At 43.0% G+C, this 26452-nt stretch carries 24 protein-coding genes and 1 pseudogene; 16 read left to right on the top strand and 9 right to left on the bottom strand.

Translation table 11 applies throughout. The annotated features are described in order from the left end of the window. Positions 1-28: 28 nt before the first annotated feature. The 11 genes and pseudogenes from V8Z93_RS13565 to V8Z93_RS13515 all read left to right on the top strand — a co-directional run bounded on the left by V8Z93_RS13565 (position 29) and on the right by V8Z93_RS13515 (position 10864). A complete protein-coding gene (locus tag V8Z93_RS13565) occupies positions 29-1315 on the top strand; it encodes an MATE family efflux transporter (RefSeq protein ID WP_439431844.1) in 1287 nt (428 codons plus the stop codon). Positions 1316-1511: 196 nt separating this feature from the next. Then, positions 1512-1691, top strand: a complete 180-nt coding sequence (locus V8Z93_RS13560) for a tetratricopeptide repeat protein (RefSeq protein WP_439431843.1) — start codon at positions 1512-1514, stop codon at positions 1689-1691. A gap of 67 nt (positions 1692-1758) precedes the next feature. Beyond that, positions 1759-1989 carry a 4Fe-4S binding protein gene (locus V8Z93_RS13555; RefSeq protein WP_439431842.1) on the top strand — a complete coding sequence of 77 codons (231 nt, stop codon included), beginning with the start codon at positions 1759-1761 and terminating at the stop codon, positions 1987-1989. A 3-nt stretch (positions 1990-1992) separates the two neighbouring features. Beyond that, a complete protein-coding gene (locus tag V8Z93_RS13550; RefSeq protein ID WP_439431841.1) occupies positions 1993-3075 on the top strand; it encodes a 3-methyl-2-oxobutanoate dehydrogenase subunit VorB in 1083 nt (360 codons plus the stop codon). Further along, a complete protein-coding gene (locus V8Z93_RS13545) occupies positions 3072-3836 on the top strand; it encodes a thiamine pyrophosphate-dependent enzyme (protein WP_089544971.1) in 765 nt (254 codons plus the stop codon). Before V8Z93_RS13550 ends, V8Z93_RS13545 begins: the two co-directional genes overlap by 4 nt. 5 nt (positions 3837-3841) lie before the next feature. Further along, complete coding sequence (locus tag V8Z93_RS13540; RefSeq protein ID WP_439431840.1) at positions 3842-4390, top strand: 2-oxoacid:acceptor oxidoreductase family protein; 549 nt, start codon at positions 3842-3844, stop codon at positions 4388-4390. Positions 4391-4470: 80 nt separating this feature from the next. After that, on the top strand, positions 4471-6480 hold the full coding sequence (locus V8Z93_RS13535) for a glycoside hydrolase family 20 protein (RefSeq protein WP_439431839.1): 2010 nt from the start codon (positions 4471-4473) through the stop codon (positions 6478-6480). A 530-nt stretch (positions 6481-7010) separates the two neighbouring features. Continuing rightward, positions 7011-8360: an ATP-binding protein gene (locus V8Z93_RS13530; RefSeq protein ID WP_439431838.1), complete on the top strand. Its 1350-nt coding sequence runs from the start codon at positions 7011-7013 to the stop codon at positions 8358-8360. 337 nt (positions 8361-8697) lie between these two features. After that, complete coding sequence (locus V8Z93_RS13525; protein WP_439431837.1) at positions 8698-9336, top strand: hypothetical protein; 639 nt, start codon at positions 8698-8700, stop codon at positions 9334-9336. A 94-nt stretch (positions 9337-9430) separates the two neighbouring features. Beyond that, positions 9431-10598, top strand: a pseudogene (locus tag V8Z93_RS13520) (AAA family ATPase). A gap of 71 nt (positions 10599-10669) precedes the next feature. Beyond that, positions 10670-10864 carry a hypothetical protein gene (locus tag V8Z93_RS13515; protein WP_439432874.1) on the top strand — a complete coding sequence of 65 codons (195 nt, stop codon included), beginning with the start codon at positions 10670-10672 and terminating at the stop codon, positions 10862-10864. 227 nt (positions 10865-11091) lie between these two features. On the opposite strand, the gene V8Z93_RS13510 is transcribed toward V8Z93_RS13515, so the two are convergent. From V8Z93_RS13510 to V8Z93_RS13480, 7 genes are all read right to left on the bottom strand, one after another. Further along, a complete protein-coding gene (locus tag V8Z93_RS13510) occupies positions 11092-11562 on the bottom strand; it encodes a hypothetical protein (protein WP_439431836.1) in 471 nt (156 codons plus the stop codon). Positions 11563-11858: 296 nt separating this feature from the next. Then, on the bottom strand, positions 11859-12104 hold the full coding sequence (locus V8Z93_RS13505) for a transposase (RefSeq protein ID WP_439432864.1): 246 nt from the start codon (positions 12102-12104) through the stop codon (positions 11859-11861). Between the two features lie 21 nt (positions 12105-12125). Further along, positions 12126-12446, bottom strand: coding sequence for an IS3 family transposase (locus tag V8Z93_RS13500; protein WP_439431835.1), 321 nt, complete (start codon positions 12444-12446; stop codon positions 12126-12128). Positions 12447-12671: 225 nt separating this feature from the next. Next, positions 12672-13040, bottom strand: a complete 369-nt coding sequence (locus V8Z93_RS13495) for a hypothetical protein (protein ID WP_439431834.1) — start codon at positions 13038-13040, stop codon at positions 12672-12674. A 370-nt stretch (positions 13041-13410) separates the two neighbouring features. Further along, positions 13411-13818: a hypothetical protein gene (locus tag V8Z93_RS13490; protein WP_439431833.1), complete on the bottom strand. Its 408-nt coding sequence runs from the start codon at positions 13816-13818 to the stop codon at positions 13411-13413. Between the two features lie 19 nt (positions 13819-13837). Next, positions 13838-20143: an FG-GAP-like repeat-containing protein gene (locus V8Z93_RS13485; protein ID WP_439431832.1), complete on the bottom strand. Its 6306-nt coding sequence runs from the start codon at positions 20141-20143 to the stop codon at positions 13838-13840. Then, positions 20122-20574, bottom strand: a complete 453-nt coding sequence (locus V8Z93_RS13480) for a T9SS type A sorting domain-containing protein (RefSeq protein ID WP_439431831.1) — start codon at positions 20572-20574, stop codon at positions 20122-20124. Before V8Z93_RS13480 ends, V8Z93_RS13485 begins: the two co-directional genes overlap by 22 nt. Positions 20575-20793: 219 nt before the next feature. Between V8Z93_RS13480 and V8Z93_RS13475 the strand changes: the two genes are divergently transcribed. The 5 genes from V8Z93_RS13475 to V8Z93_RS13455 all read left to right on the top strand — a co-directional run bounded on the left by V8Z93_RS13475 (position 20794) and on the right by V8Z93_RS13455 (position 24537). Further along, a complete protein-coding gene (locus V8Z93_RS13475) occupies positions 20794-21414 on the top strand; it encodes a hypothetical protein (RefSeq protein ID WP_439431830.1) in 621 nt (206 codons plus the stop codon). A 249-nt stretch (positions 21415-21663) separates the two neighbouring features. Next, positions 21664-22164, top strand: coding sequence for a hypothetical protein (locus tag V8Z93_RS13470; RefSeq protein WP_439431829.1), 501 nt, complete (start codon positions 21664-21666; stop codon positions 22162-22164). A gap of 16 nt (positions 22165-22180) precedes the next feature. Continuing rightward, positions 22181-22402, top strand: a complete 222-nt coding sequence (locus tag V8Z93_RS13465; RefSeq protein ID WP_153098155.1) for a dephospho-CoA kinase — start codon at positions 22181-22183, stop codon at positions 22400-22402. Between the two features lie 247 nt (positions 22403-22649). Continuing rightward, complete coding sequence (locus V8Z93_RS13460) at positions 22650-22931, top strand: hypothetical protein (RefSeq protein WP_439431828.1); 282 nt, start codon at positions 22650-22652, stop codon at positions 22929-22931. 265 nt (positions 22932-23196) lie between these two features. Next, on the top strand, positions 23197-24537 hold the full coding sequence (locus V8Z93_RS13455; RefSeq protein ID WP_439431827.1) for an ATP-binding protein: 1341 nt from the start codon (positions 23197-23199) through the stop codon (positions 24535-24537). Between the two features lie 99 nt (positions 24538-24636). On the opposite strand, the gene V8Z93_RS13450 is transcribed toward V8Z93_RS13455, so the two are convergent. Continuing rightward, a complete protein-coding gene (locus tag V8Z93_RS13450) occupies positions 24637-25479 on the bottom strand; it encodes a CvfB family protein (RefSeq protein ID WP_203050715.1) in 843 nt (280 codons plus the stop codon). A 116-nt stretch (positions 25480-25595) separates the two neighbouring features. Continuing rightward, positions 25596-26345 (bottom strand): ABC transporter ATP-binding protein, encoded by a 750-nt coding sequence (locus tag V8Z93_RS13445; protein WP_439431826.1) that lies wholly within the window; start codon positions 26343-26345, stop codon positions 25596-25598. Between the last annotated feature and the right edge of the window lie 107 nt (positions 26346-26452).

Below are 26452 nucleotides of genomic sequence, written 5' to 3'. Positions count from 1 at the left end.
CTTAATTATTGATTATTGATTTTTAATTATGAATAAACGAATATTGCAATTAGCGGTGCCGTCGATAATATCCAATATCACGGTACCGCTTTTGGGTTTGGTGGATGTTGCCATCGTGGGGCATATCGGCGATGCGGCTTATATCGGAGCCATTGCCGTGGGGTCGATGCTCTTCAATGTCATCTACTGGCTCTTCGGATTTCTGAGAATGGGAACCAGCGGAATGACTTCGCAGGCTTTGGGTAGGAGAGACTTTGCCGAAGTGCTGAGGCTCCTGGTTCGATCTCTGGGCATCGGCGTAGGGATAGGACTCCTGTTCTTTATCCTGCAGAGATGGATTATCGGCTGCGGACTGTGGGCGATGTCTCCGGAAGCGGATGTCGTGGAACTGGCCCGCAGATATTGCTATGTCTGTATCTGGGGAGCGCCTGCCGTGCTCGGACTCTATGGATTCACGGGCTGGTTTATCGGTATGCAGAACACCCGAATCCCGATGGTGGTGTCGCTGACGCAGAATGTGGTGAACATCGTTGCCTCCCTGGTGCTCGTCTTCGTTTGCAGGATGACGGTAGAGGGCGTGGCGCTCGGCACGGTCATCGCCCAATGGTGGGGATTCCTGATGGCATGCGTGCTTTATCGGCTTTACTATCGCCGGTTGGGCAAGTATGATTATCGCCAGCATCTCTTTGATTCTGAACCGCTGAAGCGATTCTTCTCTTTAAACAGAGACATCTTCCTCCGCACCGTATGTCTGGTGGCAGTGAACCTCTTCTTTACGGCAGCAGGTTCCCGCGAGAGTACGCTGGTGCTGGCTGTCAACACGTTGCTGATGACGCTTTTTACCATCTTCTCCTATTTCATGGATGGCTTTGCCTACGCGGCAGAGGCATTGAGCGGCAAGTATTACGGTGCCGGGAATAGGGTAGCGTTCCGGGAGGTGGTCAGGCGGACGATGGGTTTCGGAGTGGGCGTAGCCTTCGGTTTCACCTTATTATATATAATAGGTGGTGAGAACTTCCTCTCTTTGCTTACCAGTGACGGTCGGGTGATAGAAGCGTCGGGCGAGTATTTCGGATGGGCGATATTGATACCCCTGGCAGGAATGCCGGCATTCGTTTTCGATGGCATCTTCGTGGGCATCACCCGCTCGAAGTCGATGCTCTGTTCCACCGCCGTAGCCTCAGCCTCGTTCTTCGCATTGTTCTTCGGACTGCATCCTCTGCTGGACAACCATGCCCTGTGGCTTGCCTTTATCCTCTACCTCGTTTTGCGAGGTATCGTATTATTCGTCATTTACCGTAGCCAACTGCGGTAAATGGCGAATTGTGTTTTAATGGGATATAATACTAGAAATAATGCACATTGTTCTTGAAAAATTGCACACTTGAAATATTGTGTGCGCATTTTCGGGAAAAACTACATTAATTTAGTTTAAAACTTGCGTCGATATTCTTTTTCTTTGCATAATTTTCGTAATTTCGCACAGCAAAACTAGAAAAAAATAGAGTAAAATGACAGCAGAAGAATATTATCAGCAGGGAAACGCCTGGCGGAAGCAAGGCGACTTTAAGCATGCCCTCGACTGCTATATGGAGGCCATCGCCCTCGATCCCGAGAGTTCGGCTGTAGCGGCAAAGGAGATGCTTGATAATATCATGAGCTTTTATTGCAAAGACTACTACAATCCATAATGCTCTATGTGGATCGCAGCAGCCTTGGCTACTCCAAAAGTAAAGATAATAAGAAAAAATTTAGAATATGAGCAAGATTAAAGGGGCTATTGTAGTCGATACCAAGCGTTGCAAGGGATGCGCGCTCTGCGTAGAGGCTTGTCCTCATCAGGTCATCGCATTGGCCGAGAAGAAGGTCAATGTGCATGGTTATCGCTATGTAGAGGCAGCTGTGCCTGACGCATGCGTTGGCTGTACTTCGTGCGCCATCGTCTGCCCAGACGGTTGCATCACTGTTTATCGAAAGAAGGAGGACTAAACAATGGCAAATCAAGAAGTAACATTAATGAAAGGCAATGAGGCGATAGCCCATGCCTGCATCAGATGTGGTGCGGATGGCTTCTTTGGCTATCCTATCACACCTCAGAGTGAGATTATTGAGACGCTGGCTCTGCTCAAGCCTTGGGAGACATCGGGAATGGTGGTTCTGCAGGCTGAGAGTGAGGTGGCGGCTATCAACATGGTTTATGGTGGCGCCGGTGCCGGAAAGCGTGTCATCACCACCTCGTCAAGTCCTGGTGTGGCTTTGATGCAGGAGGGCATCTCCTATATGGCAGGTGCCGAGATTCCGGGTGTTATCGTCAACGTGCAGCGTGGCGGTCCGGGCTTGGGTACCATCCAGCCATCACAGAGTGATTATTTCCAGGCTACCCGTGGCGGTGGTAACGGCGATTACAACGTCATCGTGCTGGCTCCTGCATCGGTTCAGGAGATGGCAGATTTCGTAGATCTCGCCTTCACTCTCGCCTTCAAGTATCGCAATCCGGCGATGATCCTGAGCGATGGCGTCATCGGACAGATGATGGAGAAGGTGGTTCTGCCTCCGGTAAAACCACGTCGCACCGAGGAGGAGATTGCCAGGGAGTGTCCTTGGGCTACCATCGGCCGTCCTAAGAGTCGCCCTGTCAACATCATGACCTCTCTGGAACTCAAGCCTGAGGTCATGGAGGCACGCAACATCGCCCTTCAGGAGAAGTATCAGAAGATTCGTGATACCGAGGTAAGATATGAGATGGAGCAGATGGAGGATGCCGACTATGTTATCGTAGCCTTCGGAAGTGCGGCACGTATCGCCGAGAAGAGTATCGAGAATGCTCGTGAGCAGGGTATCAAGGTGGGATTGTTCCGTCCTATCACCCTCTGGCCTTTCCCTGAAAAGGAGATTCATGAACTTGCCAAGACCAAGATGGGCATTCTGGTTGCCGAGATCAATGCAGGTCAGATGGTTCAGGATGTGCGTTTGGCCGTGAATGGCCAGACTCCAGTGGAGCACTTCGGTCGCTTGGGCGGCATCGTGCCTGAGCCAGAGGAAATCGTTGAAGCATTAAAGAAGTTAACAAAATGAATGATATAATTTCACCAGAGAATCTGGTATATAAGAAGCCTACGCTGATGAACGATACCCCGATGCACTATTGCCCGGGCTGTTCGCATGGCGTAGTTCATAAGCTCGTTGCCGAGGTCATCGAGGAGATGGGCATGGAGGATAAGACGGTGGGCGTTTGTCCGGTGGGCTGTGCCGTATTCGCTTATCGCTATTTGGATATCGACTGGCAGGAAGCTGCCCATGGCCGTGCTCCTGCTGTGGCTACGGGCATCAAGCGCTTGTGGCCTGACCGCCTCGTTTTCACTTATCAGGGCGATGGCGACCTGGCGTGCATCGGTACCTGCGAAACCATCCACGCCTTGAACCGTGGCGAGCACATCGCCATCATCTTCATCAACAATGCCATCTATGGTATGACCGGTGGACAGATGGCTCCAACTACCCTGCTGGGTCAGAAAACTGCCACCTGTCCTTACGGACGAGAGGCAGATCTTCATGGTTATCCACTGAACATCACCGAACTTGCCAGCCATTTGCAGGGTACCTGCTATGTAACCCGCCAGAGTGTGGAGACCGTGGCAAGCATCAAGAAGGCAAAGAAGGCAATCCGCAAGGCTTTCGAGGCAAGCATGCAGGGCAAGGGTTCCAGCCTGGTAGAGATTGTTTCTACCTGCAACAGCGGATGGAAGCTCTCACCTGTTGAGGCGAACAAGTGGATGGAAGAGAACATGTTTAAGCAGTATCCTAAGGGCGACCTGAAGGATACAACAAATTTGTAAGAACAATGAAGACAGAAATCATTATATCCGGTTTTGGTGGTCAGGGCGTCCTTTCGATGGGAAAGATCCTGGCCTACTCAGGACTGATGGAAGACAAGGAGGTAACCTGGATGCCTGCTTACGGACCTGAGCAGCGTGGCGGTACAGCCAACGTAACGGTCATCGTGAGCGACAGCCGCATCTCTTCGCCTATCCTGAGCCATTACGATGTAGCCATTGTGCTCAATCAGCCATCGCTCGATAAGTTCGAGTCAAAGATTAAGCCTGGCGGTATCCTGATTTACGATGGCTATGGCGTGATGAATCCTCCACAGCGCAAGGACATCACCATCTATCGCATTGATGCGATGGACAAAGCTGCCGAGATGAAAAATTCGAAGGTGTTCAATATGATTGTATTGGGCGGACTGCTGAAGGTTTGCCCTGTGGTGAGCACCGACGGTTTGAACAAGGCACTCTTCAAGTCGTTGCCAGAGCGCCATCATAACCTGATTCCATTGAATATGCAGGCAGTGGAAGAGGGAATGAAAATTATCGAGAAAGTAGAACGATAAGTTTTAAAATAGTACGCTAAGTTAGAGACAATAGGTCGATAGCTTAGCGGACTGATATTAATTTTTTATAGATAAGCCGTATGACTAAAAAATCCAACTATCTATTGTCCCTTTTCGGGGCACTCTTACTAACCTCATCCCTTCAGGCTCAGAGCCTGTTGCCGAAACCGCAGCAGGTTACGATGGGCAAGGGCGTGTTCAACACCAGCGATGGTGTGAAAGTAGAAAACCAAGTAGGCGCTGATGCCGAGAATATCTATACCAAGGCATGGAATGTCAAGGTGAACGATGCAGCCAAGCGAGTGGTAAAGTTTACTCCACTCGCCAATGCATCTTCGCCTGAGGCATACCGGCTTCATGTGGCACCTGATGCCATTGAAATCAGTGCCGCCAGCAGCGAGGGTTTCCTCCGTGCCTGGCAGACCATGGAGCAGCTTACCACCAAGAAAGGCATCGCATGCTGCGACATCGTGGATGCACCTGCCTACAAGTGGCGCGGTTTGATGCTCGATGTTTCCCGTCATTACTTCCCAATCTCCTTCCTTAAGAAGCAGATTGATGTGATGTCGGAATATAAGTTCAATCGTCTCCATATCCATCTGACCGATGCAGCCGGATGGCGTATTGAAATCAAGCGTTATCCTAGACTCAACAATTTCGCCGCCTGGCGTTCGGGTAAGTTATGGAAAGACTGGAATGCCAATGGCAACAAGTATCTGGAGCAGGGCAGCGAGGGTGCCGAGGGTGGTTACTATACCCAGGATGAACTCCGCGACCTGGTGAAATATGCTGCCGAGCGTGGCATCACCATCGTTCCGGAAATCGAGATGCCGGGTCATTCTGAAGAAGTGCTCACAGCCTATCCTGAGTTGTCCTGCACCCATGAGCCTTACAAGCAGGCAGATTTCTGTCCGGGCAACATCGGAACCTACGATTTCTTGGAGAATGTCTTGAAAGAGGTGATGGATATCTTCCCTTCTCATTACATTCATGTGGGTGGCGATGAGGCTGCGAAGAAGTCATGGGGCAGTTGTGCCCTCTGCCAGAAGAAGATGAAGGAGCTGGGCATCGGCAACGTGGATGGATTGCAGGCTCATCTCATTTCCCACATGGGCAAGTTCCTGAACGAGCATGGTCGCCAGCTCGTAGGCTGGGACGAGGTGATTGCCGGAAATCTCTCCAAGAATACCACCGTGATGGTTTGGCGTGGCACCGAACTGGCACACGAGGCCATCAAGCATGGCTATGATGTAGTGATGTCGCCGGGAGCTTACTGCTATTTCGATATGTATCAGGATGCACCGGGCACCCAGCCAGTGGCAAATGGCGGTTTCATTCCTACCGAGAAGGTGTATAGCTACGTGCCGGGAAGCGATCTTCCAGAGGCGGAGCGCAATATGATTACCGGTGTGCAGGCGAACCTCTGGACTGAGCATATTCCTACTCCAGAGTATGCCGAGTATATGCTTTATCCTCGTGCCTTAGCTCTGGCTGAGATAGGATGGAACGGAACCAAGACCAAGAACTATCCTGAGTTCAAGACCCGTGCCCTGGCGCAGATAGAACATCTGAAGGCTGAAGGCGTGAACCCATTCGAGTTGAAGAAGGAGATTGGTGAGCGCAAGGAGAAGATGAAGCCGGTGCAGCACAAGGCTGTGGGTGCCAAGGTTACCTATAACCATGCTTACAACCGCTACTATCCTGCGGCTGGCGAAAAGACGCTGGTGGATGGTAATATGGGCGGATGGGCTCATGGCGATGGTCGCTGGCAAGGCTTTATCGGCAAGAATTGCTTCGATGTAACCATCGATCTTGGTAAATCTACCAAGGTTAGCAGCGTAGGCACCGATTTCATGCAGAGCAGCGGTCCTGAGATTTTCTATCCTTCTCAATATACGGTATCAGTTAGTGAGGATGGCAATAACTTCACCCAGGTATTCGACAAGAAATATGAGTCGAGCAAGGAGCCGATTCTGAACTTCAAGACGCTTACCTGGAAGGGCAGCAAGACAGCCCGCTACATCCGTGTTCAGGCGAAGCCAAGCAGCTTCGGCGGCTGGCTGTTTGTTGACGAGATTATCGTGAAATAATATGCCCTGAAAGAGCAGAAGCTGCGTCATGGCTTCAGGCATATTCCTCAGCGCCTTGGTGACTCAGGACATACCGCCACCACCATATTTATGGTAAAGGAGTTGTAGGACAACGTCTACGAATGTTGCCTCTTTAAATCACAACTGCAAAATAGAATCTCTAGAGAGAAATCGAGTAGCTTATGCTCCTTGGTTTCTCTCTTTTTTTGTTTTGTTTGATCAGTTAAGTGACGTTTGGTATTTCAAATTAACCGTTATTGTGATGCCTTGCGATGATGGGAAGCAACAGATGAGTGGAAAAATTGGGATATAGAAAATGGTGATGATTACTTTATTCACTGAGATCTGCAGGATATTTGGCAGTTGCTTGTTGAATTCGCGCGAATGAAAAGTGTGTTAAAAGCGTTAAAACTTGGAAAAACGGACAAAATTAAGTGTAAATCCCTTGGAAAAACGGACAGAATATAGTACTTTTGTATTGGAAAAACGGACAAAATGCATCCGTTTAATATTAGAAAAGAGGACAAAAAATGATTAAGCGTAAGATAGACAGATATTTAGCTGACTTTTTCGATACCGATAGAAAAGCTTTGATGTTGACAGGAGCAAGACAGATAGGAAAAACATATTCTATCCGTCGTTTCGGTCATGAACATTTTGAAAGATTCGTTGAAATCAATTTCATTGAAAATCCGGGTTTGGTAAAGGTCTTCAGCAAGGCGAAGAACTGTCAAGACATCTTGTTGCGTCTCTCCACAGTGACCAGCCAGGATTTAATAAAGGGTAATACTCTTGTGTTTTTTGATGAAGTGCAGGAATGCCCGGAAATTGTAACTGCCATCAAGTTTTTGGTGGAGGAAGGGAGTTATCGCTATATTTTAAGTGGTAGCTTATTGGGTGTGGAAATCAAGAATCTCCGTTCAGCTCCAGTGGGATATATGGATGTGAAAGATATGTATCCGCTTGATTTTGAGGAGTTTGCATCTGCCGTTGGTATCAACGATAGAATTATAGATGTTTTGAGGAAACATTTTACAGAAGGGACTGTTGTAGATGAATTCATTCATGAAAAGATGATGGAGGTATTCCGGCTTTATCTTATAGTAGGTGGAATGCCTGCAGCTGTTGATAAATATCTGGCTACCAATAATCTGCAAGATGTAATGGCAGAGCAGCAGGCTATTATACGTCTTTATAAGCAGGATATAGCGAAATATGACCCTGACCATAAATTGTATATTCAAGAAATCTTTGACAGGATTCCTGCTGAGCTTGATGCCAAGAACAAGCGTTTCATATTGAAGAACCTGAATGAAAACATCAAGTTTTCACGTTATCAGAATAGTTTCTTGTGGTTGAAGGATGCTGGTGTCGCTCTGCCGGTATATAATGTTGAGGAGCCTACTGTGCCTTTGATTTTGTCAAGCAGCCGAAACTTATTCAAGCTGTTTATGGCAGATATTGGTCTTTTGGCAAGTCTTTATGCAGATGGCATTCAGCTGAAGATTTTGGATAACGAACCGTCCATCAACTTTGGTTCGATATATGAGAATGCGGTGGCACAAGAACTCCAGGCGCATGGCTTCCAGTTGTATTATTATAACAACAAGCGGCAGGGTGAACTGGATTTTGTGATAGAGCAAAATGGTGAGGTGTTGCCTTTAGAGGTTAAATCGGGCAAGGATTATGAGCGTCACAAAGCGCTTACGAATGTGATGAACTCTACAACCTATCAGATTTCAAAAGCCTATGTGTTGTGTAACGATAATGTGAAGAAGGTGGGAAAAATCACTTATCTCCCTATTTATATGCTGATGTTTATCAAGAAGGAAAAGAAACTTCCTACCCAATACTCCCTTGATTTAAGCGGACTGGTTTAAGGAGTTGGTTTAACTAACCTTTAAATTTTGGAGTACCTTTTGATTGTGAGAATTGGTACGAAAGAAACAACTGAAGAATGGATGAGTAGGGATTGTATTTTTGCAGTGGAGAAAGTTATGTTCAGTACTGCTGAACTTATATTCAACACTGCTGAACTTAAGTTCAACACTGCTGAACATAGATTCAGCATCGCTGAACGGAGATTTCTTCTAATGATAAAGACTATTATCCTTAAGAGTATAGGTGAATGCATTTAAGGATGCAAACCATCTCTTCCAGGACTACGGTCTCGCTTTATAAATGATGATGTAGAACTTAATAAGGAAAGGAATTGATATGGCAAAGTACAAGTTGCAGGAGATGTCGGATGTTCATCATGACGGCAAGCGTAAGGTTTATCCCAAGATGGTGGCCAATCGTACACTATCTCGCAAGGAGTTTATCGACAAGATGCAGGGTTATCATCGTGGCATTTCTCCGAGTACCACTGAAGCCGTGCTGATGGATGTGGAAGATATGCTGGTTCGCATGCTTTCCATGGGCTATAATGTGAATCTGGAAGGTCTCGGCACCTTCTCTCTATCCTTGGGTTTCGAGGATGACAAGCCTACCGAGATGCAGGGTGATGATGATAAGATGGCCTATCGTAAGGTTGGCGTAAGAGACGTCAACTTCAAGGCGTCTCCCGATTTCATCCAATCTGTGAAGCGGGAAACCGATCCCGATCTTGAGCGTGAAATGAGTGGAGTGAAGCAGATTTTGAAGCAGAAATATACCCGAGAGGAGCGTATCGCCCGAGCCTTGGATGTCATCGATGAGAATGGCTTCATCGGTCTTACCGACTATGCCTACATCAACAACTTGAGCCGCACTGCCGCCTCATTGGAGTTGAAGGAGATAGCCCATGACGAGACTGCTCCCATCCGCTCTGTGGGTCAGCACAGCCATAAGGTTTGGGTGAGGAGAAAAAAATAAGATAAAGTATGATTTCTCATCATTTTCTTTGGTAGTTAGGAAATATTATTGTAGTTTTGCACAAAGAAAGAATAAAGTCTAAAAAGTAGTAGATATGGAACAGAAGAAAAAACGCGTATATCGCAAGCGCATCCCTTATGGCATGATGAATTTCGAGGATGTTAGAAAGGATGATTGCTATTATGTGGATAAGACTCCGTTTATAGAAGAAATGGAGGCAGCAAATAAGTATTTCTTTTATATTCGCCCTCGCCGATTCGGCAAGAGCCTTACCCTTTCTATGCTCCAGAATTACTATGATGTGAACAAGAAGGATAAGTTTGAGCAGCTCTTTGGTGATCTTTATATAGGTAAGAATCCAACCCCTGAGCGTAATTCCTTTTTGGTGCTGAATCTGAATTTCTCTGTAGTTGCAGCTGGTATCGACGATTATAAGGATGGTTTGGATGCCTTCGGTTTGTCCTTTCCGTCATTCCGTGGATGAACTTATCCAGGTGATGAAGCCATGGTATGATAACTATTGCTTTGCTATCAACAGATATGGTCAGGTAACGATGTATAACTCTGTGATGGTGCTGTATTTCATCGACCAGTATATTCACAATAATTGTGATATTCCTCGTGATATGATAGAGGATAACATCCGTGTGGATTATAAAAGCTTCGTATGCTCATCCGCCACGACAAGGAGTTTGCCCATGATGCCAGCATCATCCAGCATCTGGTTACGGATGGATTTGTTACGGGAAACTTGAAAAGGGGATTTCCAGCCGAGAGTATCAACGATCCGGACAATTTCGTCAGCTTGCTTTTCTACTTTGGCATGTTGACCATTGATGGAACCTATCGTGGCAAGACCAAGTTTGTGATTCCTAACGAGGTGGTTAGAGAGCTGATTTATGCTTATTTGCTAGAAGGGTGAGTCGTATGTGCATGGCTTTACCTTGGCGATGACCTGTCAGAATATGTTCTATCGCCCTATCTCAGAACTGGATAACCAGGCTGGTTATGCCGACATCTTCCTGCGTCCACTCTTGGAGAATTATCCGGATATGGAGCATTCATATATTGTGGAGTTGAAATATTGCAAGTCGGATGCCACCGATGAGCAGGTAGAGAAGCTGAGAGAGGCAGCCATCGCTCAGGTTAATCGCTATGCAGATAGTGATGTGGTGAAATCTGAGGTAAAGACCACCCGCCTTCATAAGATAGTTGTGATATTCAGAAGCGTGGATATGGTGGTGTGTGAGGAGATAGAATAAAGTTACTGAGATATAATTGTATATGAATTATGCAAATTGTATTATGCTGATTACATAATGCAATTTGCATAATGTGTTTTGTATCGTTTAAAATCCTGATGCTGAATGGCTGCCAGTTGGTTACATTCATCCTTGTCAAAGCCGGGAAGTTCTCCAAGGCAAAGAACACTACGATGCTTAGTATTGCCATCTTTGTCAATGTAAGACTTCGTGAGACGGTAGTAATTAATACCCCTGCCTTGTCTCATCTCATTTCGGACAAGTAGCGCAAACATGAATCAGATAGTGTGGATGGTGGTATAATGGTTTACAGAGCAGAACTATATCCACAGGTTGATCTTATGATAGCCGTCAGCATTAATAAATTACGCTTATATCAAATTGTTTTCGTTTCAATTCTTTTAGCCAAGATTTTTACGACCAAAATTATTTTTCAAAAATTTTCAGGGTGTTTTTGTTAGCATAAAAATCGACCCCAAATTTTTATGTGGGCTCATATATGAATTAAAACACATACAAGAACCGCCCCCACTATCATGTCAGCAATCGCAAACATCAAGCATTGATAACGCCATTTTTTTATATTGATGTCACGTATGCTTTCGAAGTACTCAAAATAGCAATGGTCATATTTTGATATGGACATAATATAAAGCGACAAACAAAATAAAATCAATACAATATAGCAGGCCGTTATTTTGTGCCCTAGAAAGAGGCTAACTAAAACCATAAACAACAAGGCTATAGGTGCAGAAAGAACACCAATTATAGCGATTGAATGATTGTTTGCCACCCATAGCGAATCACGTCTTAATCGTTTTTTATCATTATGCCCTAGTATGTTTTTACCAAATGTTATCTTTGCGTCTATTGCCAAATCCCATGGGGAAAGCATATCGCTTATAACATAATTTAGAATATTGTAATAATATACAAATGTTCCCAGATAATTTCTTTTCTTCATATTTTAATTATTATTTATAGTACTGCCGTTTATTAGACAGCGTTTAATATTAATTTAAGAATATAATTCAGAACAAGGAGAAAGAGATATAAGCCTCTCTCTGCCTTGCTCTGGCTTGCTGTTAGCAAGACTTTTTGTTTTGGTCACAGCAAAGTTAAGCAATTATTATTTCACTTCCAAATATTCACCTTCTTTTTTAAGCTACAATCCCATATTCCATCGCGAAGCTCATCCACCGAATCAGCCGGATTCAGATAGATGTACTCTTGCTTGATAGTACGCCAAAAGTGTTCAATCTAAATGTTGTCTTTGCAGCGTCCCTTGCCATCCATACTTATCTGTATGCCGTGCCCAGTGAGTAGGTCTTCCCACTGCTTAGTGGTGTATTGTGAACCTTGGTCGGAATTGATGATCTCAGGCGCTCCGTACCTTTTAATGCAGTCTTCTACAAGCTTATAGCAGTTGTTGACCGAGAGTGTATTGCTCAGTCTCCAGCCGACGGTGAAACGGCTGTAAACGTCTATTATAGCATAGAGGTACATAAAGCCTTCTTTCATGTGGATTTATGAGATATCCGTACTCCACACTTGATTGGGATGATCTATCTCAAGATGGCATAACAGATACGGATGGAAGTACTCAGGCTTTCCCCCTTTAGACAGGCATTTCTGAGGATAGATAACCATCAGTCCCATCTTCCGCATCAAACGGCGCACACGCTTGATTCCAACCGTCAGGCCCGCTAATATGAGCATATTCACCATCGTGAGAACACCGGCTGTAGGATGATCCAGATAATACTTGTCCATCATCTCCAGCATCTTCAGATTCTCTGTAGACTCACCCTTAGGCTTGTAGTACAATGTCGTACGATTCAAGCCCATAAGTTCGCAATAGCGCTTGCGGGGAATGCCTGCGGGGCGCTTCTTCTCAAGCTCTATTATCTCACTTTGAGTCCGGCGTCCTCGCAGGCTTTGGCAAAAAAATCGCTTCCAGTGTCAGCTGGCCAACTTTCTTAAGGAGTCTCAAACATGTCGATTTAACTTAGCCAAAATCTGACGGTGCAAAGTTACTGATTACAACGTAACACTTTTTTATTAAGAAACTATTTAAAAGTAAATAAAAGCAGAATCCCACACTAAGTCAGAAACCCCAGTAGCAAGTGTAGAACCGCCCCATCCACCAACAATGCCACCAACTATTGCTCCTGGAATTGCGCCAACGCCCCCGAAACATGCGCCGATAGCAGCACCAGCTTCTGCACCTCCAATTGCTCCATAATAGCTACCTGCATAATCAGCAGCTAAATGAGAAGCAGTCCTTAGGGATTTGTATGCTGTATGGCATTGAATATCACTATGTATGGCATTCGCCATATCTACCGATCCAGTAGCGATGTTTACTATTAAGTTCGCTTTTCCGATTTTCGATACTACAGAAGGTGACAAGTAATTACTCATTTTCTCTATTGCTCCCATTGCTGTTATTGCAATAAAATCGTCAAGGACAAATACATCACCACTCGGATCAGCATATTTGAGAGGATTATTCAGACAATAACTATAGCTGTTATAGTTCTGACTATTGTCTCCTTCCTGTACGTATTTGTCCGGGCTTAGGAATCAGCCAAGTACCGGATCATAGACACGCCCATTCATATTGATGATGTTGAACTCATTCAACATCTCATGCCCCATGCAACCACGGTGCAGACCCAATGGTGTTGAGCGTTACCGTCTGCTTGCCCCCACGCATCGTATGAAGCATCGAAGACTTTCGTGCCCTTCTCATACGTAACGTAAAGGATGCTGCCCAAAATGTCCGTGAAAGCAAGATTGCATACATTCTTTAGTCTCCATTTTTGATAACAGTCTGCTTGAATTCTTTTGCTACTCTATCGTAATAGACCGAATTCCATAAGTCGTTAAATTCTTTTTCGGTTATCATATTTATACCCATCTTTTTGAAATCTTCCAATTCGCAATTAGTATCCAGCCAATAACCATAATTTCTATCGTCTGGCATTTTTACAATAATCCTACCATCTTTAGCAAATCCAATTTCTCTGTTTGCAATATGATTTACCACATCGTCATATTCAATAAACCATAGAGTAACATCCTCTATTTTATCATCAAAATCAGGATTTGCACTGAGTGGAGCGATCATCTTATGCAGCAAACGACGCCATAAGCTTCGTTTTGTTTTATTGTTCTGTTTTTTTTCTAATGACCACTTTAAAATAAAATATTTCATAAATTGTACTACTTAATATTTAACGAAACCAATGCCATGAGTCTTTATCATTTAATCGCCAATTATAATGAATATGTCCTGGATCAGCAGTGCGCCAATTGTCATAAGGAAATTTTGTATTTCTCAAACTTTGATTTATGTTTCTTAAAGTAGGATTACCTATCTTTTTTGTGTAATATGGTGATGCCCCCCAGCGAAGAGATCTTGTTTGAAAGTCTCCACTCTTAGAATAAGAATTTCCTAACCTAACCCATTGCTTCCATCCTCCCGTTTCATACTTTAATACAGTCCAAAAATCTTGAAATACTCCTTCTATTACAGCTCTTTCAAACAAAAAAAATCCGAACTCTGGATATACAGACTCTAAAGGTTTTTCGACTGGCACATTCGGAAGTTTATAAATTCTATGTGCGCTAACAACTATCTCTCTCAATTGTTTTGGCGCAACACGCGTACCATCAGGCAAAACTTCGCATTCAGCCTTTCCCCCCATGATATTGTCATCATCGTGCATAGCATGATTGAAAACACCAATCATCATCCCCTGCAAAGCCCCTTGCAGGAAATCTCCGCCTGTAGCCCATGCAACGATTCCACCCATTGCCGTAGTGGAAGCTACCATAAGTCCAGAGTTTAAGTTTATGCTTTGTGCATAAGACCCTATTCCTGAAGAAGCTGCTCCAGAAATCAATCCATTCCAGAAATTATCTCCATTTAAAGCATTGAATACACCACTAGACAAGCCATGTGCACCAGCTCTCAACAGTTCATGGCCAAAAGTTCCAACGCCATTAAAAATTGAGCCTATTCCATAAGTAGCGGCAGTACTAGCTGCACCTAATAAAGCACCCTTCCATATGGGCTTGTCTGACATAGCCGCATTCATGGCACCCATCATTGCCCCCATTGTAGTTATTGCGATAAAATCGTCAAGGACAAATACATTACCACTCGGGTCGGCATATTTGAGAGGATTATTCAGACAATAACTATAGCTGTTATAGTTCTGGCTGTTGTCTCCTTCCTGTACGTATTTGTCGGGACTCAGAAATCTGCCGAGTACCGGATCATAGACACGCCCATTCATATTTATGAGGCAGAACTCGTTCAGCATCTCATGACTTCCATAACCCCTGATAAGGCCGATAGTATTGACTGATACAGTTTGCTTACCCCATGCATCATACTCTGCAGAGAATACCTTACTGCCATTTTCATCAACAACAGATAATATACTACCTAAGTTGTCCTTAAACGACTGATATGCATGGACAGTTCCATTCTGTCGGATAACAATGACATCACCATCCAGATAATAGTATTCACGAGTAACACCATTAGCAACGACCTTCTCGTAATCACCCATGTAGGTAACTTTACGCAGAACCATATTACCTTGCTTCAAAATACTAAAGCAACGTTCAAGATCCGGACCATAATCAATGGTCATAACCTTACCATTTTCCTGAAGTGACGAAATTTTATTGATGTCATTAAACTGGGTTGTACAATCCTGTGTTGAGATGAGATTATCTGTATTGTCTACAGATGATACCGCATGAGGACGCTCTGCATCATAATAGTACTGACCTATACCTGTTTTAGAAGTGATATTGCCATTCTCTGCATATTTGATATGCATCGTCTCTTTGGTTCCAACATTAACAGATACCAACCGATCAAGATCATCATAGCCAAATGTTTCCTCCGGAAGCGAATTACGAGTACGTGAAAGCAAGTTACCTGTTGCTCCATCATAATTCATTTTAAACTGATCTAGAACAGTACTTCCATTCTTCAGAACAACATCGCTCTTGAAGCCTCGAGAATCGAGTGTAAACGTTGTCGTATATTTGTTTAAGAATGATGTTCTGGTCTCTAATCCATCATAACCATCAACCTGATATACAATCTTATCATTTGCTGTAGTCTGGATCTTATTTCCATACTTGTCGTAGGTATATTTTACAATAAGATTACCAGGATAAGTAGTCTGTATCAATTGATTGCTTGCATTATATGCATACTTAAACTGATACGTTCCATCATTACTAACTGTTCGCTTCTCGGTAATTACTCGGCCCAATTCGTCATGGGTATATTCTACGCTTTTACCATTTACTGTAGTTTTTACCAGATGGTTGATAGAATTACCCGATGTACCATAGGTATTCGTAATTAATGTATTACCAGCCTTGGTTGATGCAAGTCGGCCTTCAGCATCATACGTATAGGTGGTTGTGATATTACGCGCATCAGTAAATTTCATCACCTTGCCATCGGCAGCATACTCATAGTTGATATTGCCGGCATCGGGCGATTGAACTGCAATTTTATTTCCTACTTCATCATATAGGATATAGGTTGTGGAACCATTGACTGTAATCTCAGCAGGCTTGCCTGTTGAAGAATAGACATAATCAACTTGTGTAACAGGATCTGCAGAATTGACAAGATTACCCCATGCATCGGTAACTTTAGTATAACTTCTGCCAGCGGTTGTTTCAGTTACACTACGATTACCATAGCTAAACGTAGAAGATTTTCCTGAACTTTTAACATCACTGGTAACACGGCCTCTTTCATCATATTTAAATGTTTCTGAAAGAGTAAGCTTACCTGTCTTTTCTACTATCTTAGTCTTCTGCCCCTTAGAATTGTAGGTAGTGGCCAGAGAGTAAGCATTATTGTTCGGCAAAACAGACTCTTGAAGCACTTCATGACCAGCATTGTCAAACCAAACAGCAACCCATGGCTTACCTGTTGAAGAAGTTCTAATGAAGTACTTCTTATTATAGTAAGAACCCCATCCCAATTCTTTTGTAGTAGTAACACCAAAAGAATTAGTCTCGCTAATTTCTGTTCCCCATCCATCATAAATATGCTTAGATGTCAGAATATGAGACTTATTCGTTTCATCATTCTCAGTAAGAACATTACCAAACAAATCATAGGTATAGGTTGTTACTCGAGGACTACCGCTGTCATATGCCTTAATGACAAATCTACCGGAAGCATCATATACATTCGTCTCGGTATTGGCTACAATACCCTTACCTGTCTGAGTTGATGTCAACACATTACCATAGACATCATACGTGGTATTTACTGTGAGAGGTAATGTTGATCCATCATTAGCAACTGCTTTAATTACCTCCCCCTTATCATTATAAGTATATGTAGTTGTAGAAGAATTTACTTCAGAATCATCTTTATGCTTTTGTGATTTAACAACATTCTGAGGCATCCACTGGTTCATCTTCTGTATGTAGCTATTATAAGCTACTTTCTTGTACATATTATCCCCATCATTTTTGACGATTTCAACCGTAGGTACTCCCTTTGCAGTATCATAAGTAGTATATGTCTCTGATGTATTTCCATCCAAATCAGTCAATGATTTTCTAGAAGTATATGCATAATAATTTTGACAACTTATGTTGTTGGCAATAGTTGTATATGAAACAATCTTTGAAGAATTGCCCCCAACTGTTGACGTGGTAGTTGTCTGAAGAGGTATCCACTTGTCTGTATCCCACTTATCTATTATTGTTGTTTCCTTGGTTCCTAAGGTCTGGTTCTCTGCAACCATTGAAGAAAAGCCTAAAGGTCCCTTACCTGCAACATGTAGCTTCAAATCGCCATATTTATATTGTATGCTTTGTGAACCGGCAGAACCATTACCCTTAATGACATTAGAAACCAGAGATACAGGTATAGTATAGCTATTTACAGGATAAGCAGAAGAATGAGTCTGAGTATAGACTGACGGATTTGTTGCACTTTTATAATAAATACAGGTCTGCAGGCCAAAACCATCTGTAATAGAAGAAATTTTGCCCTTGTTAACTAAATTGTATCCACTACGATATGCATGAATCTTATCATCAGACTTATCATTATCTACAAGAAGGTTTTTACCGAATGAAGCATATTGTACATCACCATCGCCAGTAAAGTCGCCTAAGAATATATTATTAGGTTCAGCATCTTTTTCTTGATGTGTAACATATTCCTTATGTAATTCAAATCCAGTACCTGTAGATCTAACAAAAAGAGTTTTGGTAAAGTCGTAATAATACTTAGAACGGAATCCACCATGGAATACGTAATGAGCCTTGGTAATCACAAAGTCACATTTGCCATCATGATCAAAATCGTAGGCCACCATATTGAAGCGACCATTATCTTTACTCGTCTTCTGATCGGTTTCACTTAGGGTAACAGCTTCATTATTAACCGAAAACGTTCCATCCCCATTATTGATGGCCAGACCATATTTCCAGTCACCCTGGCTGAAGGCAAAATCAATCATGCCATCACCATCGAAGTCCCCCTGTACAATACGATGCTTATCACCAAGATTGGTTCCTTTCTTTGAATTATACTCAGTATATTTTATAGAAGATAATCCTCCACCACTATTGTAGTAAATCTTATAACCTCCATCGTAGAAGACTATAATGTCAGTAAGACCATCATGGTTGTAATCACCTACAAAAAGCTTCTTTGGATCACGATCTAATTTGAATTGAAATTTAGTAGCATCTAAACTATTACGATCTTTATAACGAAGAATGGCACCATTGTAATAGCCGTCCTTAGCATGGTCCTCCAAATAGAATAAATCATCACGACCATCACCATTTGAGTCATAAGTGGTAAACAGTGGAGTATGGTCACAATTAACCATTCCACCGGTAATCTCACTGAAACCACCACCATTCACAATACTATTTCCCCATACGACGGTATATCTTTCGCCATAATTACTCTTATAACCACAATAATATGGAATAATCAAGTCATTGTAACCATCACCATCGAAGTCCATAGCTTGAATTCCACCGATAACATTATTCAAATCATCAATTGAAAATGACGGATTCAAATCAAATTGTCTTGGTGTCTGATACGTCACATTACCATAAGTATCTTTCTTGCTTAAACTGACAAAAAGGAATGTTTTCCCATCTCTATTCTCACCACCATTATAGACATAAGCACCTGGTGATAAACGGATAATATCACTTATACCATCATTGTTAACATCTACAGCAACAAACGTCTTTGCCCTTTCTTCGATCATGGTAGAAGGAGAACTTGTTTGTACGTTTAAATTCGTATTAGAAATATACAATGAAGGCAGATAATCCCAATTAATTTTAATTGGAGCAACCTTACGTCCTGCCCCATTAGCCAAATCTACTTGAATAAGGCGATAGTACTTATCTTCAGTCCCGTCAGAGGTACTATTATAGGTAAACGTATAAGTGCGGAAAACTGAACCATTCGTCTGCGTTGTTATTTTAGACAAATAAACATCCATCTTGCCTTGTCTATCGCCAACAGCAAACGGATGAGCGTATGAACCTGCCAAAGAACTGTACGTAAAGTTGATTAAATTGTTAATACCGCGACTCTTGGCTGTATTAAGACCATACTCGATACTTACAGGGCGAAGGTTATAATTCGTTGTCATATAATGGTATTTTACCAAATTGCTATGTACATCGGTAATTTGATTGATATACCATGCCACAATACATGTTACACTCTTTCTGTTTACAAAAGACAAACGCGAATCGCTCGTATTACCTAACTGATAGGTCTTGCCATCTGCACAAACAACAGAAAACCAACATGCACTCGTGTTGATATTGCTATGGAGGGTTACTATTGTATAAGGATCTCCTTCTGGAGTATATGTAGAGCCATTATACCCATAAACTCCTGTTTTCAATATCAAGCGTTGTCCATTGAGAAATAGTGCATCACCTATGCCGTACGAAGTTCCAGCAATTTGCCTATCATGATACAAATCCTTACAACCACGTGTAATGCATGATAATCCAGTAATGTTGAAACCAAAACCGACCAAGCCATTACCCGACTGGCTATTATAACTTACACCGATAGAAGGGGTAAGACTACCACCATTAGGCGCAGATATATCAATACTATAAACTGCAGCTCCAGAATTATTTACACTAAAAACTCCCTTAGGGCTACCAACATCATAGGTACTGGATGTGGACACTGGTGGATTTGGCACTGCAGATTTATCAGGATGAATAGGTAAAAATGGATCTCCTGACTTTATAGGATGATTAGGCCCGATTGAATCTACCGGTTCAAATGGCTTATCAGGATTTGAATAGAGTTTGTCAAATGCATCAGCTGTAGCAGAAATCTCTTTTTGCGTAGCCATTGCTTTGATAGAATCATTGCTAGCATTCGCAGAAATTGTACTCGCCAAACCTGTCACTACTGAAAAAAGTAGTGTTTGAAGAAAATTCCATCTCATTTCTTTACGATTTTCCATGTGGTTGATTTTCCGTTGATTGTAATTTGGAGAAGATAGACACCATTGGGTTGATTGCTGATGTTAACATCAGTATTATCTGTCTTTACTTTCTCTACCAGAATTTGCACTCCCTGAGTCGTGTAAACCCCTAATGAGCACTTATCTGAATCTTTTAGCCCGAAAATACATATTTTCAAAGCCCCTTTCGAAGAATTTGGATATATCTTTACAGAATGGTCACATAGCATATCAGAGAAACTCTGATTGTCTGAGGAAAAGTTTTGCTGCTTTGCCATCGTTTTTGAAACCGACATGATAATTTCCCGTTTCACACGATTGCCAGCGGCATCATAACTGTATCCAATTCTTCCTTGTGCAGAAGATACGATTGGCAATAAAGTCAGAATTGCCAGAGAACTCATTGCCAAAACTATCAGTTTCGTTTTCATACTTTCTTTTTTTAGTTATATATTCAATTACCTATTGGCGGAATAATCTGCTAAGACGATGCAAAAGTAAATAAAAAGAATGAGAAACTATAAGAAATGATGGAAAAATCAATTCCATCATCCCAATTTTAAAATATTTTAAACTAACATTTTGCTAAGCCCGTGCAATTTTCATAATAACAAAACGTTTCTTTATCAGAACAATTAATTATCATTGATATGAAAAAAATAAATTATTTTGTTGGACTGTTATTAGTCATGCTTGCATTCGTCTTTGTTGTATCATGCAACGATGATGACGAGGAATCTCTAGAGCAGCAATGGGCTTTAGTATTGGATAATTATGAATGTGCATACGACTTTAGTGACGCCGGATACTGCTTTGGCGATGGCGGCGGTATCAGTAAAAAGAACTTTGAAAAAATGTTCATTGGCCATGGATGGAAGCACTACGCCACATGGGAAATTACCAGGAATGGAAAAAGACTGCCTAACGAATATTACAGCAGCATAATTGGCATGTCTCCACAAAACTACTATTTTGACAGTAGTACCCAAATGACTGCTTACTATTATTCTGATGATGCAGGAAGTTTTATGAAAAAGAGCGAAACAACATATACATTTAATAATAGGTACAACAATACCCACCGGACGGTTCTACTGCTTGGCAACAACGAATACCTCCAGATAACAGGATGGACTCTCGGTAATCAACCAAGTTTCTGCATGGTTCATCCTCTGGGCATAAAATCAAATGGAGATACCGTTTATGGTGTTTCAATCTATGTACAGATGACCAGCCAAGAATTAAAATCGATGCAGGATAGTGCAAAATAGAAATAATTGCAAACGTTTAATTGTAAAATATGGTACAACATAAGATTATCAAAAGATTGAAGACGATTGTTGTCTTTCCTTGACGTGAAAATATATCAAACCAGTGGAGAGGTGGGCATAGATTCACATGCTTCTATTATGGCGAATGGAGTGAAATATGACTATACCGGCAGCAAGCAGTTGCCTAAAGGGGTATTCGTGAAAGTGCCCGAATGTAGATATGTTGCAGCCACATAGCGCTTTAAACCAATGCCCGAGACAACAACAGAATTTGACTTTCGTGAAATAGTCGACAATTCCGGCTGGAATATTTATGGAGTGCGTCTCGATGGCAAGCGTCCGCAGACCGACATTCCGCAACACTTACTGCAACAAGCACCTGATAAAAACAGCAAGTTACCAGCAACCGACCTTAACCTTGGCAAGACTGTTGTAGCCGTGCGCTTGCTTGGATATAAACCAGAATACAAGACCACGCTCGATATTATAATTGATAATTGGTTCTCGCCACAACGCATGCCATTCGCCCATGACTCTATAGGCGTAGATGGAACTTGTCGAGTCAGCGCCAATGCGATATTGCCAACTGTAGCAACTATACGCATAAACAGAATGGAGATACCGTTTCTTGCCGTACCTAATGACACGACAACCGTGACCATCGACCTACCAACTGTCTTAAAGCGAAGAAAGTCGTTCTTTTTTTTGGCATTTCCAATTCTTTTCGTTAATTTTGTGGCGTTAATTTAAAAGAAAGGATTTTGATATGGCAGCAACTGTTTTTAATCAAGCACAGCTTGAACTTTTAGATATGATGCAATGGGTAAAAAGCCCGGAAGCATTGGCAGAATTGAAGCAGGTTATCTCTGATTTCTTTGCCAAGAAGGGACAGGAAGAATTAGATGCAATGTGGGAGCGTGGGGAAATGACAGAAGAAAAGCTGAAGAGCTTTGAGACATTGCACGAAAGAACTCCTTATCGCCGATAGTTATACATAGTAACAGAAGATCATCATTATGATGTCTTGAAAGAAATCCCGTTTCCTAAGGTAGATGTGATTAAGTTAAGGGAGTTTATGTTGGAACTTCAAACTATCTCAGAATAAATCCAGCCTTTCAGTATTTTTGATGCTGAAAGGTTTTTTGTGTCTTAAAGCGAAGAAAGTCGTTCTTTTCTTTGGTATTTCCAATTCTTTTCGCTAATTTTGTGGCGTTAATTTAAAAGAAAGGAATAAAATGGAAACGATTAATATTCAGTTTCAAGTACCTTCTACAGGTCAATATACGCTTGACGAATTTGTCGCCAAACTCAAAGACTATGCTGATAAATTAGCCGGTTCTATCTCCAAATCAGAAAACAGTTACCAGGAAAGATCCATGAGCCAGGCAGAGCAGGAAGCCTATGTGGCAGAAAGTCTCAACCATGCTCTTGATGAAATGGAAGCTCATAAGAAGAATGGGACTAAGCCGATGGATGCTCGTGATTTGTTGAGAAGACTTCAGGAAGAGGAGGCGTAGTATGAAAGTTAAGATTTCACTTATAATCTTTACCAGGAAGGAGATTCCGTTATTATTGATTTGTTGACAATCTATGATAAAGGAGAAATCTCTAATATCTCTGATGAGTTTATCAGCTTTTTGCTTGATAAACGTGAAAATGGATAATACATAGAATAGGTCTCTTTTTTGTCCTTGCCACTGATTTGCAACAAACTTTAACGCTGTTGCCGCTGATTTGCGACAAAAAAGTAGTATCTTTGCCCCTGATTTGAAACAAATGCGTATGTTTAGACGAAATATCATCAGCAAACTGGAGGCTTGGAAGCAAGACAAAAAGCATAAGCCCCTTATCCTGAGAGGAGCTCGACAGGTTGGCAAGACAACTGTGGTCAATGAGTTTGGCTCTCAGTTTGATAATTATCTATATTTCAATCTGGAAAGAAATGAGAATGCCAAGTTGTTCGAGATGGAGATTCCTTTAGACGACCTGGTGAATATGCTGTATGCCAGTGTCGGTAAGGTTAAGAAAGAAGGAACTACACTTGTTTTTATCGACGAGATACAGAATTCTCCTAAAACCATAGCACTACTCAGGTATTTCTATGAACAGAGACCAGATTTGTATGTTATTGCAGCTGGCAGTTTGTTGGAGAATCTGGTGGATGTTAAAGTCAGTTTCCCTGTAGGAAGAGTACAATATCTGGCTTTGCGACCTTGTTCGTTTTCGGAATTCCTGGGAGCTATCGGTAAGAATAATCTGCTTGCCGTACTCTCGCAGAAGGCAGAATATACGGTTGCCTTCCATGAACAGTTGATGCATCTTTTCAATCAATATACCATTGTGGGAGGTATGCCTGAAGCTGTGCAGCAGTATGCTGAAACCCAAGATGTCATTGGTATCGAAGATGTTTATGAAACTCTGGTGCAAGCCTATAAGGATGATTCTGAAAAATACGTCAGAGGTAATAAGTTGACAGACGTAGTGAGATTCATCCTCTCCTATGGTTGGGCTTTTTCGGGTGAGACCATTACGTTAGGTAACTTTGCCAATTCTGGCTATAAGTCAAGAGAGGTGGGCGAGGCATTTAGATTGCTGGAGAAGGCAATGCTTCTGGAGCTGGTTTACCCAGTGTCTTCTACCCAGTTGCCGATTATTCCTGAGACCAAACGAATGCCAAAACTCATCTGGTTTGATACGGGATTGGTGAACTATCAGGCGGGAATCAGAAAGGAAATCATTGGCTCTACCGATATGGTGGACAGTTGGCGTGGGCATATTGCAGAACAAATAACGGCTCAGGAATTATTGGCTTTGGAAGATAGGGTGGGACAGCATCGCTCGTTTTGGGCAAAGCCGAATAACGGTGCAGAGGTTGATTTCATTTTTGCTCATAACTCCAAGCTTTATCCGATAGAGGTAAAGAGCGGAACCAATGCCCATCTCCGTTCTCTCCAGGTGTTTATGGATAGTTCTGAGGTTAATATAGCCATCCGTATCTGGTCAAAGCCTTATTCCATAGATAAGGTCAAGACCATTCATGGCAAGGAGTTTACGTTGATTAATCTTCCGTTCTATCTGATAGGTAATTTGCGGAGCATATTGGATGCTGTTGTTGAAGAATAAAAAAGAATATAATGCATCATGCAAAATATATAATAAGGTGGACAATGCTTTTTTGAAATAGCAATGTCCACCTTATTATATATATACTTCTAATCTGCTTTATTCCGCCAGTCGGATGCTCATCGGGCTTACGGTGATGAGGCGCTTCTTGTAGAGGTCGCCAATGGCACGCTTGTAAACCTTCTTGCTCACGTGGAAACGCTCGTAGATGTCGTCGGCCTCGCTCTTGTCGCCAAGGTTGCACTCGCCATCGTTGTCCAGAAGATACTGGTAGAGGGTTTCTGCGAAATCGGCTGTCTGCTGGATGCCGGTCTTCTGCAGGGTGACATCTATCTTTCCGTCAGGACGAACTCTTCCGATGTAGCCCTTCATCTTGTCACCCGTGTGGATGTACTGGAAGATCTGGTCCTGATAGAGCAGACCTGGATACTGGTTGTCGATGATAACCTTGAAGCCGAGGTCGGTCTTCTGCCAGATGAGGAGATCCACCTCTTCGCCATGCTTGTAGTGAGGATGGTCTTCGTTGAGATAGCGCTCAATCTTGGCAGAGGCAACGATGCGGTAGCTCTCCTCGTCAATGTGGATATGCACGATGTAGGAGTTGCCGAGCACCATACGCTTCTTCTGCTCGCGGAACGGGCAGAAGATGTCCTTCATCAGTCCCCAGCCCAGGAAGGCTCCGTATTCGTTGACCCATTTCACTTCGAGATAGGCGAAGTCGCCCACCTTTGCCAATGGGGTTTCGGTGGTAGCGATGAGGCGCTCTTCCTGGTCGAGATAGATGAAGACATCCAGCTCGTCTCCGATGCCAGCGTCTTCTGGAACGTAGCGGGATGGAAGGAGGATTTCTCCCTCGTCACCACCATCGAGATACAGACCGAAATCTACTTTCTTTACGATGCGAAGGCGATTGTAATCGCCGAGTTTTATCTTTTTTGCCATATCATATTATTTTCGAGAATATAAAATGCTTTTGCCCTTACAGGGCGACAGGTTTTTTCGTCCGTAATTACCCAGGGTGTTGCCCTGGGCTAGGAGCTTCTGCCCTTTCAGGGCGTTTAGATGCAATCTATGGATGATTCTGGTTCTTCTGCAGCAGACTCTTCCTTGTTGTCAGCAGTTTCTTCCTTGTTATCAGCAGCTCCTGCTTCCACCGTCTTCTCAATCATTCCATCCTTGAGATGGATGGTGCGGTCGGTGATGGACGCAAGACCCTCATCGTGGGTAACGATGACGAAAGTCTGACCGAACTTGTCTCTCAGGTCGAAGAAGAGTTGGTGAAGCTCTGCCTTGTTCTTGGTGTCGAGACTTCCTGATGGCTCATCGGCAAGGATGACGGCTGGATTGTTGACCAAGGCTCTTGCCACGGCTACACGCTGCTTCTCACCACCGGACAACTCGGCAGGCTTGTGGTTGGCTCTGTCGCTCAAGCCCATAAATTCCAATAACTCCTCGGCACGCTCCTTGGCTTCTTTTTTCCCCTTTCTGGCAATGAAGGCAGGAATCATGATGTTCTCCAGGGCGGTGAACTCAGGGAGAAGCTGATGGAACTGGAAGACGAAACCGAGATGCTGGTTGCGGAAATCGCTCAGCTTCTTGGTGCTGAGGTTGCGCACATCCACGCCATCTACCTCAATGCTGCCACTATCTGGCTTGTCGAGGGTACCGATAATCTGGAGAAGTGTGGTCTTGCCGGCACCACTAGGTCCGACGATGCTTACCACCTCGCCCTTGTCAATATGCAGGTCGATGCCCTTAAGCACCTGCAGGGAGCCGAAGCTCTTGGTTATACCTTTTATATCAATCATTTTCTTATTCAAAGTTATTTTGCAGGCAAAATTAAGCAAAATATTTGAAAATGCCTAATTTTAAGAGATAAAAAGAAATAAGTAGAGATATAAAAAAACAAAACGAG

It is taken from the genome of Segatella copri (assembly GCF_051861805.1).
In the GTDB taxonomy this organism is placed as follows: Bacteria; Bacteroidota; Bacteroidia; order Bacteroidales; family Bacteroidaceae; genus Prevotella; species Prevotella copri_M.
This window is presented reverse-complemented; position numbering and strand designations above follow the sequence as displayed.